This window comes from Xanthomonas translucens pv. undulosa, from assembly GCF_017301775.1.
Classification (GTDB): domain Bacteria; phylum Pseudomonadota; class Gammaproteobacteria; order Xanthomonadales; family Xanthomonadaceae; genus Xanthomonas_A; species Xanthomonas_A translucens.
Map to the genome: position 1 here is coordinate 3123784 of NZ_CP063993.1, position 13907 is coordinate 3137690.

4 protein-coding genes are annotated in these 13907 nt (G+C 69.3%); 3 read left to right on the forward strand and 1 reads right to left on the reverse strand.

Going from position 1 to position 13907, the window contains the following annotated elements; all coding sequences use genetic code 11:
* Window positions 1–49: 49 nt before the first annotated feature.
* Window positions 50–4123, forward strand: coding sequence for a phosphoribosylformylglycinamidine synthase (gene purL / locus ISN38_RS13290; protein WP_206711845.1), 4074 nt, complete (start codon window positions 50–52; stop codon window positions 4121–4123).
* A 169-nt stretch (window positions 4124–4292) separates the two neighbouring features.
* Here the strand turns inward: purL and ISN38_RS13295 are convergent, their stop codons facing one another.
* On the reverse strand, window positions 4293–6920 hold the full coding sequence (locus ISN38_RS13295; RefSeq protein ID WP_038236897.1) for a methyl-accepting chemotaxis protein: 2628 nt from the start codon (window positions 6918–6920) through the stop codon (window positions 4293–4295).
* A gap of 124 nt (window positions 6921–7044) precedes the next feature.
* Between ISN38_RS13295 and ISN38_RS13300 the strand changes: the two genes are divergently transcribed.
* Window positions 7045–8175, forward strand: a complete 1131-nt coding sequence (locus ISN38_RS13300) for a hypothetical protein (protein WP_206711846.1) — start codon at window positions 7045–7047, stop codon at window positions 8173–8175.
* Window positions 8176–9356: 1181 nt separating this feature from the next.
* Window positions 9357–13793, forward strand: a complete 4437-nt coding sequence (locus ISN38_RS13305; protein ID WP_053008605.1) for an ESPR-type extended signal peptide-containing protein — start codon at window positions 9357–9359, stop codon at window positions 13791–13793.
* Window positions 13794–13907 lie beyond the last annotated feature (114 nt).

The following is a 13907-nucleotide window of genomic DNA, read 5'->3' on the forward strand; positions in this document are numbered from 1 at the left end:
AGTCCCGGCTACACTACACAGCCCGTTTACCTCACACGGTTCCCCGGACATGATCGTCCTCGAGGGCGCTTCCGCCCTTTCGCCGTTCCGCCGCGCTCGGCTCGAAACCCGCCTGCACTCCGTCGTTCCCGGTGTGCGCATCGCCGGCGCCTGGCACGTCTACTTCGTCGACAGCGATGCCGACGCCGCGGTGGATAGCGCCGCCGCGCAGCGCATCCTGCAGGCGCAGGACGTGCCGGCCGTGGCCGAGGCGAGCACCTGCTCGCGCTACGTGGTGCCGCGGCTGGGCACGCGCTCGCCGTGGTCGAGCAAGGCCACCGAACTGCTGCGCGGCGCCGGCCTGGCGATCCGCCGGGTGGAGCGCGGCACCCGCCTGGACTTGGCCGGCTGGCCAAAAGATGCCCTCCAGCAGGCGGCGCTGGCCAAGCTGCTGCACGACCCGATGACCCAGTCGCTGCTGGATGGCGCGGCGCAGGCGCAGGCGCTGTTCCAGGCGCCGCTGCGTGGCGCCGTCGAGCGCATCGCGCTGGACCAGCTGGACGCGGCCAACGCGCGGCTGGGCCTGGCCCTGGCCCAGGACGAGATCGACTACCTGCGCCAGCGCTTCGGCGACCTCGGCCGCGATCCGGCCGACGTCGAGCTGATGATGTTCGCGCAGGCCAATTCCGAGCACTGCCGGCACAAGATCTTCAACGCCAGCTGGAGCATCGACGGCAAGGCGCAGGAACGCTCGCTGTTCCGGATGATCAAGCACACCCACCAGCAGACCCCGCAGCACACGCTCAGCGCGTACAGCGACAATGCGGCGGTGGTGGAAGGCCATCCGGCCGCGCGCTACCGCCCGGACCCGGTCAGCGGCGAATACCGCAGCGAGCCGGTGACGCCGTCGGCGTTCTGCATCAAGGTCGAGACCCACAACCACCCGACCGCGATCGCGCCGTTCCCGGGCGCCGCCACCGGCGCCGGCGGCGAGATCCGCGACGAGGGCGCCACCGGCCGCGGCGGCAAGCCCAAGGCCGGCCTGACCGGCTTCAGCGTCTCGCACCTGCGCATTCCGACCCTGCCGCAGCCGTGGGAAGCCGCACGCCCGTTGAACCCGCGCATGGCCCCGGCGCTGGAGATCATGCTCGAGGCCCCGCTCGGCGGCGCCGCGTTCAACAACGAATTCGGCCGGCCCAACCTGCTCGGCTATTTCCGCAGCTTCGAACTGCCCGAGACGCTGGACCTGACCCGCGCCTACGACAAGCCGATCATGCTGGCCGGCGGCCTCGGCGCGATCGACCGCATCCAGGTCGAGAAGATCCGCCTGCAGCCGGGCGATGCGGTGATCGTGCTCGGCGGCCCGGCGATGCTGATCGGCCTGGGCGGCGGCGCGGCCAGTTCGGTGGCTTCCGGCGACAGCGCCGAGGACCTGGATTTCGCCAGCGTGCAGCGCGACAACCCGGAGATGGAGCGGCGCGTGCAGGAGGTCATCGACCGCTGCGTGGCGCTGGGCGCCGACAACCCGATCCGCTGGTTCCACGATGTCGGCGCCGGCGGCCTGTCCAACGCGATTCCCGAACTGCTGCACGACTCCGGCGTGGGCGGCATCATCGACCTGGACCGTGTGCCCAGCGACGACCCGTCGCTGTCGCCGATGCAGCTGTGGTGCAACGAATCGCAGGAGCGCTACGTGCTCGGCGTACCGCAGGCGCGTCTGGCCGAATTCGCCGCGATCTGCGAACGCGAGCGCTGCCCGTTCGCCGCGGTCGGCGTGGCGACGGCGGAGGAGCGGCTGGTGGTGGGCCATGGGGTGCTCGGGACTCGGGACTCGGGACTCGGGACTCGGATGGAGCAAATGCAGGCGGTAAGCACCCTGCATGCGCCGACCGTAGATCTTGCCCTTTCCGCTGACCCCGCTTCTTCCGCGTCCCGCGACCACCCCATCGACCTGCCGATGGACGTGCTGTTCGGCAAGCCGCCGAAGATGCACCGCGATGCCCGGCAGCCGCCGGCGCCGCGTTGGCCGGAGCTGGACACCGACACGCTGGACCTGCGCGACGCCGGGCTGCGCGTGTTGGCGCATCCGGCGGTGGCGGCGAAGAGCTTCCTGGTCACGATCGGCGACCGCAGCGTCGGCGGCCTGACCGCGCGCGAGCAGATGATCGGTCCGTGGCAGCTGCCGCTGGCCGACTGCGCGATCACCCTGGCCGGGTTCGACACCCATGCCGGCGAAGCGATGGCGATCGGCGAGCGCACCCCGCTGGCGCTGCTCGATGCCGCCGCCGCGGCGCGCATGGCGGTCGGCGAGGCGATCACCAACCTGTGCGCGGCGCCGGTCGAGGCGCTGGCCCAGGTCAAGCTGTCGGCGAACTGGATGGCCGCGGCCAACCACCCCGGCGAGGACGCGCGGCTGTACGCCGCGGTCAAGGCAGTGGGCATGGAACTGTGCCCGCAGCTGGACCTGAGCATTCCGGTCGGCAAGGATTCGTTGTCGATGCAGGCGCAGTGGGTGGTAGCCGGGACTCGGGACTCGGGACTCGGGACTCGGCAAGAGCAAGAGCCTGATTCCGCCCCGTTCCGCAATGCCGATGCCACTGCTGTCCCGAGTCCCGGCGAAACGCATAAAAGCGTTTCGCCCGTCTCCCTCATCGTCACCGCGTTCGCCCCGGTGGCCGACGCGCGCGCGCAGCTGACGCCGTTGCTGGCGCGCGAGGCGGAGAGCGAGCTGTGGCTGATCGGGCTGGGCGGCGGCAAGCAGCGCCTCGGCGGGTCGGTGCTGGCGCAGGTGCATGCCGAGGGCGGCGTGCCGGCGTTCGGCGGCGCGGTGCCGGACCTGGACGATGCGCAGCGCCTGCGCGCGTTCTTCGAACTGATCCGCGATGCGCGCGAGGCCGGGCTGCTGCTGGCCTACCACGACCGCAGCGACGGCGGCGCCTTCGCCACCCTGTGCGAGATGGCGTTCGCCGCGCGCCAGGGCCTGGAGATCAACCTCGATGCCTGGGGCGACGATCCGTTCCGCAGCCTGTTCAACGAGGAACTGGGCGCGGTGGTGCAGGTCGCCAACGAGGACCGTGCCGCGTTCGCCGATCTGATCGAGCGGCATGCGCTGACCGAGTGTGCGCAGCGCATCGCCCGTCCCAGCACCGCCGCGGTGGTGCGCGTGGGGCTGGCCGGCAAGATCCTGGCCGAATGGCGCTGGGAGGAACTGTTCGACGCGTGGTGGTCGGTGAGCCACGCGATGCAGAAGCTGCGCGACAACCCCGACAGCGCCGACGAGGAACGCGCGGTGGCGCGCGATTTCGCCGCGCCGGGGCTGAAGCCGAAGCTGGCCTTCGACCCGGCCGAGGACGTGGCCGCGCCGTTCGTCGCCAGCGGCCAGCGGCCGAAGGTGGCGATCCTGCGCGAGCAGGGCGTCAACGGTCAGATCGAGATGGCCCATGCATTCGAGCGCGCCGGCTTCCGCGCCTTCGACGTGCACATGAGCGACCTGATCGCCGGCCGCGTGGACCTGGCCGATTTCACCGGCCTGGCCGCCTGCGGCGGTTTCAGCTACGGCGACGTGCTCGGCGCCGGCCGCGGTTGGGCCACTTCGATCCTGGAGCGGCCGGCGTTGCGCGATGCGTTCGCGGCGTTCTTCGCGCGCCCCGACAGCTTCGCGCTGGGCGTGTGCAACGGCTGCCAGATGCTCAGCCAGCTCAAGGACATCATCCCCGGCGCCGAGCACTGGCCGCGTTTCCTGCGCAACCGCAGCGAGCAGTTCGAGGCGCGTACCAGCCTGCTGGAAGTGGTGGAATCGCCCTCGATCTTCCTGCGCGGCATGGCCGGCTCGCGGATCCCGGTGGCGGTGGCGCACGGCGAAGGCCGCGCCGAGTTCGACAATGCCGTGGATCAGGCCGCCGCGCGCGTGGCGCTACGTTTCGTGGACGGTAACGGCGAGGTCGCGCAGCGCTATCCGCTGAATCCGAACGGCTCGCCCGAGGGCATCACCGGCCTGACCAGCGACGACGGCCGGGTGACGATCCTGATGCCGCATCCCGAGCGCACCCCGCGCTCGCTGAACCTCAGCTGGCACCCTAAGGGCTGGGCGGACGCTTCGCCGTGGCTACGCATGTTCCGCAACGCACGGGTGTGGGTGGGTTGAGCATCCGCTGCTGCCGCGTCCGCCACGGAGGACGTGGCGGCGCGAACGCAAGCCGGCGTGGGCGCGGGCCTTCGCGCGCTTGCGGCGCCGGCGCTGCTTGAACATCAAGAACTGCAGCTAGACCCAACGCAGCCAGCGCGCCGACCTGGGCGCCCCGCGCCGGCCTTGGTCAGAATTCCGTCCAGCTGCTTTCGTTGCTGGGAGCGGCAACCAAAGCACGCGGCCTGGACGTGGCAGCGCGGCCGGCCGTCGCCACCTTGACCACCGGCGCCGCCGCCGGTCCTGGCGCGGCCCGCTTTGCCTCAACCGCATGGCTGGCGCCGATCTTGAACACCGCGACCGCTTCGGTGAGCTGCACCGCCTGGTCCTCGAGCGAGCGAGCGGCGGCGGTGGCTTCTTCCACCAGTGCCGCGTTCTGCTGGGTGGCCTCGTCCATCTGGGTGATGGTCTGGTTGACCTGCTCGATGCCGGCCGATTGTTCCTGCGACGCGGCGGAGATCTCGCCCATGATGTCGGTGACCCGCTGCACGCTGGCCACTACCTCGCTCATGGTCTCGCCGGCGCTGTGCACCAGCGTGGAACCTTCGGCCACGCGCTGTACCGAGTCTTGGATGAGATCCTTGATCTCCTTGGCCGCGCCGGAGGAACGCTGTGCCAACATGCGTACTTCCGAGGCCACTACCGCAAAGCCGCGGCCCTGTTCGCCGGCACGCGCCGCTTCCACGGCCGCGTTCAATGCCAGGATGTTGGTCTGGAACGCGATGCCGTCGATGACCGAGATGATGTCGGCAATCTTCTTGGACGAGGCTTCGATGCCGCTCATGGTCTCGACGACCTTGTCCACGACCTGGCCGCCCTGCGCGGCCACGCTGGCCGCACCGATGGCAAGCTGGTTGGCCTGGCGCGCGCCATCGGCGTTCTGCTTGACGGTGGAGGTGAGCTCCTCCATCGAGGCGGCGGTTTCCTCCAAATTGGCGGCCTGTTGCTCGGTGCGCTGCGACAGGTCCTGGTTGCCGGCGGCGATCTCGCTTGCGGCGCCCTTGATCGATGCGGCCGAGGTCTGGATGCTGCCGACGATCTGCGCCAACTGGCTGGCGGTGGCATTGGCGTCGTCGCGCATCTGCGAGAACACGCCGCGGAACTCGCCGCTCATGCGCACTGTGAGATCGCCGGCGGCGATCGCGCGCAACAACCGCGACAGCTCGGCCAGGTTGGTGTCGGTCGTCTGCATCAGGTTGTTCAAGCCTTCGACCATGCTGCGGAAATCGTGGTCGAACGCGTTCGCATCCCCGCGGGTCGAGAAGTCGCCGGCCTCCGCTGCCTGCGCCAAGGCGAGAATCTGCCGATTGATCGCCTGCAGATTGTGTTTGGTTGCCGCCATCGCATCGCTGAGGGCCGCCTTCTCGCCCGGCAATGCCGGCATGTCGGCCTGCATGTCGCCTACCGCGTAGCGCGACATGACGGACACCAGCTCGCGCTGGACCCGCACATGCGCATCGACCAGGTTGTTGGTGCCGGCCACCATGCGGCCGTACTCCCCTGGAAAACGCGCTGCATCCATGCGGTAACTCATTTCGCCGGCGTCATGCCGGCTGGCCATATGGTCTTGCGCTTCGATGACCGCGCGCAGCTGCGCCTGCATGGTGCCCATCGAGAGCAGCAGCTGGCCCAGTTCGTCCATGCGGCGCGGCTCGATGCGACTGTTCAACTGGCCGGAGGACACCGCCGCAGACACCTTGACGGCCGCGGCGAGGGGCGCCAGTACCTGGCGCCGCAGCAACAGGTACAGACACACGCTCAGCAGAGCGGCCGAGAGCAGCCCCACCGCGATGATGACCCATAGCAACGTGCGTGCCTGCGCCATGACATGGTGTTTGGGCACCATGATGCCGAGCGCGAACATTTCCGGTGCCTTGCCCAGCCGCATCGGGACGAACACGCGCAGCCAATCTTCGCCACCGATCGCGGCCTCGTCGCTGCTCACTTGCCCCGCGCGCACTTTCGCCAGCATGGCCTGCGTGCCGGCGTCGGTCAGCTTCTTGCCCACCTGCTTGGCATCGGCGCTGGCCATCACGGCGCCGGTGGGCGACAGCAGCAGCGCCTGCCCAACGCCCAGCGGCCGCAGCGTCGCCACGCGCTTTTGCAGCGCGTCGAGCGAAATGGTGATATTGACCGTGCCGAGGAAATGATCGCCTTCCATGACGGGCGTGCTCAACGTCGTCATCAGCGTGTCGACGCCGGCAACCGGATAGTAGTAAGGCTCGATGACCACGGGCGCGTGGCTCCCGCGCGCAGCGAGATACCAGTCGCCCTCGCCGGGCTTGTCGTAGCTGTGCAGCGCTTCACGCACCAGTTCGCCTTTTTGGTACGACCAATACACCATGAAACGGCCGGTCGCATCATGGAAGGGGGCGTCGACGTTGCTGGCGTCGTGTCCGTCGAATGCGTTGGGTTCCCAAAGCGTACTGATGCCAAGCCAGTTCTTCTGCAGGCGCAGCTGCTCATGAAGCACCAATGCCGCCGAATCGCGGCTCGCGCCGGCAATGCCGCGCTGGATTCTGAACGTATTGGCCAGCGTTGCCCCGGTGTTGAACGCCGACCCGATGTCGGACGAGATCTCGCTTGCTTGGTGACGCGCCACTTCGCGCAGCATGCCTTGCGACGTCCCGAGCAACGCCTGGCTACTGCGCCAATAGCTGATGGCAGCGGTCATGCCGAAACACAGCAGGGCCAGGATGCCGGTGCCGATCATCAAACGGCTGGCGACGCTGTTGCGGCGAACTAGGGGCCTGTTCATTGGTGCTCCGGGGATGGATTTTCAGGTGTCCTGCTGGACACTTCGCTAAGCTGAGGTATCGACGAGCGGAAACGAAACTTAAATCCCGCCGTGGGCCTCATGCTGGCTCGATTGCGGCCGATAGATGTCTGGCGAAACCAACGCGAAGGCGGCCACACCCATGTCATTTCATTCAGGTATTTTGCTGCTGCTGGCCATTGCGTGCAGCGCCCAGGCGTATGCGCAGGATGCTCGGGATACCGACTCGTACGCGAAGCTTGGCGGAGCGGTCCGATTCAATTACGGCTGGCGCGATTACGGCCCCACGCAGCGGCTCGATCTGGAGTTGCTGCGCGTCGATGCGAATGCGGGAACAGGCCCGCTCTTCGTTTCCGCGCAGTATCGTTGGTACGACGGATTCGACGCGGTGCATCACGCTTTCCTTGGCTGGAACGTCGACGACCACACCGTGGTGAAAGCCGGCATCCAGCAGGTGCCGTTCGGATTGTTGCCGACCGCGTCGAACAGTTTCTGGTTCGGCTCCGGCTACTACCTCGGGATCGAAGACGATTACGATCCGGGCGTCGTATTCGCGCGCAGCATCGGCAAGGATACCGTGCATGTCGGCTGGTTCTCGGGCGACGAATACGGCGATGGAGCGCGCACGGACCGCTACTCGTTCGATGTCGCCGACACCGCGCTGTCTCCCTATCGCGAATACCATCGTTGGAATGCCCGCTACGAACATCGCTACGACCTTCGCCGTGGCACCCTCCTGCTGGGCGCTTCAACCTTTTCCGGACACGTATTGAATGTCCAGGACCGCAGCCTCCACGGGCATCGCGGCGCGGCCGTGCATGCGCAGTGGAGCGGCGGCAGCTGGACCGGCCAGTTGCAATGGGCGCGCTATCGCTACGATGTGCCTGGCGTTCGCATTGCCATGTCGGCGTTTCTGGCGCCCTTCGAGATCGCTGCCGAAGCCGACGTGCCCACCGCCAACATCGCGTATTCGTTCGGCAAGGGGCGCTGGCTGGACGACGTGACCTGCTACAACAATTTCAGCATGACGGTGCCGTCCCACGATCGTCTTGGCGTGCGCGAATCAATGCAGAACGTAACTGGCTGCAGCGTGAAAAGAGGCGCGATGCTGACCTATCTGGACTGGATCGCCGGCAAGAACATGTGGTTCGCAGGTGGCGACGGCATTGCCATCGACGACGGTGACCGGTCCAGGTGGCATTCGCGTTTCAATCTGAACGTGGGGTTCTACTTTTAGTCGGTACGGCGTGTCGATCTCGACGAAGGCGGTGACCCGTCCAGCGGCTTCGACCTGCATCCTCGGCGTTATTGCCTGCCACCTGATACATGTGGCGTTGCGCCTGGAACCTGATTCGGAGTCCCCATTGCTTGCGCGGAGGCCTGGCGCAGGCTGCGGCAAACTACGTCGCCCCTGCCTGCTGCGGGTATGCGGAAGGCCGCATGCGCAGCCCCGATGCAATGACGGCGACGCAGCACACCATCGATGTGCCGGAAATCGGGGGTTGCCAAAACGGCGATCTTCTTCGCCCCGAGCGCTGCGGCTCAGGGGTTCGACCCACCGAGGATTCGGCATCGGCGGCATCCTCACGCTTGCCCGGCCCGCGCCCCCGAGGCGCCACGCGTCGGCGTAGCTCAAGGCGCCCGCTCGTGTTGCCACCTCACGCTTGAGCGTGCAGGTTCACCGGTGTCTCTAGGCGCGCCACCGTTGCAACAAGCCCGATCCGGGTTAGGGGATCACGGTCGATGAGCTCCAGGTCGCCACGCCAGCGCCGCCAGGCCTTGGTTGAATCAGGCCGTGTATCGGCTCAGGCGTCCGGCGCTCGACGGCGGATGGCCGAGGTCACCGCCGCTTCAAGGCTCCGGGGCTACCGGGTGGGCACATCTGCCGTCGCCGACAGCAGGCCGATCGTTCGTCTCCATGTGCTCTTTTTGCGCCCAGCCCGCTCGGGTTTGCGCAGTCGGTCTTGTACACGGCCGCATGCGGATGAGCGATGAGCGTGCATTTGCCGCTTCGCCGCTGTCGCGTCGGTACATGTCAAACCCTTGGCGCAGCAGCGCATATCGCCTCCACCTGAGGTCAACGCATGGCAAATGCCGTGCCGAGAATTTGGCGGAATGTCTTGTTTTTATTGAAATTTATCTAAAAATTAACACCCTTTATATAAATTCGAGACTTTTATCACTCTTCGTGCTGTTTTTAGTCAAAAACTTGACGTAATCAGGATGCGGGGTTAACACTCCAGACAGTTCCGCATTTTGCTTTGGTTCATCAAGGCAGGCGCGCAGCGACAGGCACCCGCCTCTCGCGCTCCGGGTCAGGGATGCGGCGCAAATACCGACAGGGGGTCGGCCGGCTGGAAGGCCGGGCGAGGGTGGCTTTTTGACCAAAAACCAGCCTAATTTGAGGAGCAGTAGTCGATGAATCGGATTTATCGCAAGGTCTGGAACAAGGCGTTGGGGATGTGGACCGTGGCCTCGGAACTGGCCAGCGGCGATTCCCGCGGCCAGCTGGTTCGCGAAGGCAGGGCCGGGCGCGTGCAGGGCCTGGCCTTGTCGGCCGTGATCGCCCTGACGCTGGGCGCCGTCGGCTCCATGCTGCCCTCCAGCGCGCAAGCGCAGGCGCTGCAGATCGGCGCCGGCGCCAGCGCCAGCGGCGACTACGCCACCGCGGTCGGTGCCGAAAGCAACGCCAGCGGCGAACAGAGCACCGCCACCGGCGCGGCCAGCAACGCCAGCGGCGACGGCAGCGTGGCCAGCGGCGCGCTCAGCGAAGCGGACGGTCTGGAATCCACTGCCCTCGGCTACTACAGCACCGCCAGCGGCATCGGCGCGACCGCGCTCGTCGCCGAGAGCGTCGCAAACGGCACCGCCACCGCGGCGGTCGGCCTGGGCGCTACGGCCGATGCCGACTTCGCGACCGCCGTTGGCGGCTTCGCCACGGCGACCGGCTACAACAGCACCGCGCTGGGCAATGCTGCCGTGGCGCAGGGCGAGAACAGCGTGGCGCTGGGCGCCGATGCGCTCGCCGATCGCGACAACAGCGTGTCGGTCGGCAAGGCCGGCGCCGAGCGCCAGATCACCAACGTCGCCGCCGGCAGCGAGGGCACCGATGCGGTGAATCTGGACCAGCTCGATGCGGTCGCCAACGTCGCCGACACCACCGCGCGCCTGTTCTCCGCCAGCGGCGCGGGCAGCGCGCTGGCGCAGGGCGAAGAGGCCACCGCGTCCGGGTCCAACGCGCTGGCCGACGGCGACTACGCCACCGCGCTCGGCTCCAGCAGCTTCGCCGGCGGCACTGCGGCGTCGGCGATCGGCAGCGGTGCGCTGGCCAACGGCCAGAACGCCAGCGCGCTCGGCGCCAACGCCACCGCCAATGGCGAGTCGGCGACCGCGATCGGCGGCGTCGCCACGGTCTACGAGTACGACGACGCCGGCTTCATCATCGGCAGCCGCGAACAGACCACCCAGGCGCTGGGCATCGCGGCCACGGCGATCGGCGGCGGCGCGCAGGCGCTGGACCCGCTGAGCACCGCGGTCGGCACCGGCAGCTTCGCCAGCGGCGTGCAGAGCACCGCGCTGGGCTATCACGCGCAGACCTTCCAGGACGGCGCCACTGCGGTCGGCGCCCTGGCGGAAGTGTCCGGCGCGCTGGGCACGGCGGTTGGCTACGGCTCGCGCGCCGTGGGCGACTACGCCACCGCGGCCGGTATCGGCGCGCGCGCGACCGCGACCAGTACCGTGGCGATGGGCATGAATGCCTTGGCCAGCGGCACCGACAGCGTCGCCATCGGCGGTGTCAGCACGGCCGCCGAAAGTGCCGGCAACAGCGTCGGCATCGCCGCGGCGACCGGCGTCGGCGGCGTCGCCCTGGGCGCGGGCGCGCAGAGCCAGGGCAACTACGCGATCGCGCTGGGCTACAACGCCAACGTGTTCCCGAACCTGGAGAACAACGCCGTCGACTCGGTGGCGATCGGCCACAGCGCCGGTTCGTTCGCGCCGCACACCGTCTCGCTCGGCGCCTATGCGCTGTCCGCGGGCGAGGGCGCGATGGCGATCGGCCAAGCGTCCACCGCGTGGACCGCCAACAGCATGGCCCTCGGCGCCGGTTCGGTGACCTCGATGTTCCATGAAAGCGGCACGGCGATCGGTGCCAACAGCGCGGCCAACGGCATCGACGCGACCGCGATCGGCTACGGCGCGCGGGTCAGCAGTTGGCTCGCGGATGCGCAGGACCGTTCAGCGTCCAGCGCAGTCGCGCTCGGCGCGTATTCCTACGCGGACCGCGACAACAGCGTCGCGGTCGGCGACGTCGCCAACGGCCTGACCCGGCAGATCACCAGCGTCGCCGCCGGCACCGAGGCCACCGATGCGGTCAACGTCGCGCAGCTGGACGCGGTCAAGCAGTCCGCCGACGCCACCGGCAAGCAGTTCAAGGCCAGCGGCGGCGCAGATCCGGCCGACGACGTCGGCAGCTATGTCGAGGGCAACTACGCCACCGCCGCCGGCGAGGCGTCCAACGCCTTCGGCAGCGGCGCCTCGGCGTTCGGCAGCGGCGCGCTGGCCGGCGCCCAATACGCCACCGCGTCCGGCTACAACGCCACCGCCACCGGCGCGTCCAGCACCGCGATCGGTGGCGCGCTGTACTACACCGACGCCGACGGCACCGTGCTGCTCGACGGCACCACCACCGCCAGCGACGTCGGCGCCACTGCGCTCGGCGCGGGCGCGCAGGCCACCGGGGCGTTCAGCAGCGCCAGCGGCGCCGGCGCCACGGCCGCCGGCCTGCAGTCCACCGCCAACGGCTACAAGGCCGAGGCCACCACCGACTACAGCACCGCGGTCGGCGCGTTCAGCAGCGCCAGTGGCGGCCGCACCAGCGCGTTCGGCTACGGCGCGGCGGCGGCGGGCGATTACGCCTCGGCGCTGGGCTACAGCGCCCGCGCCAGCGGCGAGGATGCGACCGCGCTCGGCGCTTCGGCCTGGGCCACCGCGGCGCAGACCACCGCAGTGGGCCAGTTCGCCTGGGCCACCGCGCAGGGCGGCACCGCGATCGGCCAGGATGCCTACGCCTACAGCGGCATCAACGCCACCGCACTCGGCAGCAACGCCTGGGCCAGCGGCAGCAACAGCGTCGCACTCGGCGCCGGTTCGCGCGCCAGCGAAGCCAACGTGGTGTCGGTGGGCGGCGGCAACGGGGTCAGCGCTCCGGCCACGCGCCGCATCACCAACCTCGGCGCGGCGCTCAACGCCACCGATGCGGTGAACAAGGCGCAGCTCGATGCGGTGGCGGCGGTGGCCGGCGAAGCCAGCGCCGACTTCCAGAGCTCGGGCAGCGGCGTGGTCAGCGCCAGCGGTGTGGACAGCACCGCGGCCGGGGCCGGGGCCACCGCCAGCGGCCTGCGCAGTACCGCGCTGGGCGTGGCCAGCGTGGCCAGCGGCGCCGGCGCGACCGCGTCCGGTGCCAGCAGTTCGGCCAGCGGCGCGCGCAGCACCGCGATCGGCCTGCAGACCAATGCGATCGGCGAGAACGGCGTGGCGCTGGGCTACAACAGCTTCGTGCGCAACAGCGGCAGCAACGGCGTGGCGATCGGCGCCAATGCCGGCGTCTCGGCCGACAATGCGGTCGCGCTCGGCGCCGGCTCGCGCGTGTACGAGGCCGACACGGTGTCGCTGGGCAGCGGCAACGGCCGCGGCGGCCCGGCCACCCGGCGCATCGTCAACCTGAGCGCCGGCAGCGTCGCTGCCGGCAGCACCGAGGCGATCAACGGCAGCCAGCTGTACCAGTCGCTGAGCAACATGGCCACGTTCCTGGGCGGTGGTGCCGGCCTCGGCGCGCAAGGCCTGTTCGTGGCCCCGACCTACGTGATCCAGGGCGCCAGCTACAGCAACGTCGGCGATGCGCTGGCGGCGCTGGACGGCAAGGTCAGCGAGCTGGATGCGCGCAGCGGCGGCAGCGCCAGCCTGGCGCGCAGTGCGCGTGTCGCCAGCGTCGCGTCGGTGACCGCGTCGGAACCGGGAGTTGCCACGGCGCAGGCCGCTTCCGCGTTGGCGCCGGTCTCCGGCAGCGCGTCCACCGCGCAGGTCGGCGAAGCGGTCGTGGCCGATGCGGGGGCCACCGCCACCGCGGTCGGCACGGCGGCGCGCGCCAACGACGTCACCGGCACCGCGATCGGCGGCAGCGCCTATGCGCATGGTCGCAACGACACCGCGATCGGCAGCAACGCCAAGGTCAACGCCGACGGTAGCACCGCGGTGGGTGCCAACAGCCACATTGCCGCGGTGGCGACCAATGCGGTGGCGATGGGCGAGGGCGCCAGCGTCACCGCCGCGTCGGGCACCGCGCTCGGCCAGGGCGCCAGCGCCACGGCGCAGGGGGCGGTGGCGCTGGGCCAGGGGGCGCTCGCCGACCGTGCCAACACTGTATCGGTGGGCAGCGCCGGCAACGAGCGCCAGGTCGCCAACGTCGCCGCCGGCACCCAGACCACCGATGCGGTCAACAAGGGCCAGCTCGACAGCGGCGTGGCCACCGCCAAGTCGTATGCCGATTCGCGCTTCGACACCATGGCCGACAGCTTCGACGTGCTGCGCGGCGACGTCGCTGCGCGCTTGCGCGACCAGGACCGCCGCATCGACCGGCAGGGAGCGATGAGCGCGGCGATGCTCAACATGGCCACCAGCGCCGCGGGCATCCGCACCCAGAACCGTGTCGGTGCCGGTGTCGGTTTCCAGAACGGCGAGTCGGCGCTGTCGGTGGGTTACCAGCGCGCCTTCAGCGACCGCGCCACGCTGACCATCGGCGGCGCGTTCAGCGGCGACGATAGCTCGGTCGGCATCGGTGCCGGCTTCGGCTGGTGAGCCATCGCGGATGGCGGCGCGTGCCGCCGTCCGCCCACGCAATGGCCTGAGGGGGCAGACCGAAGGACCTTGGCTGGGCCGGCCAACGGATTCGGGGAGAAGGAGTTTTTACGG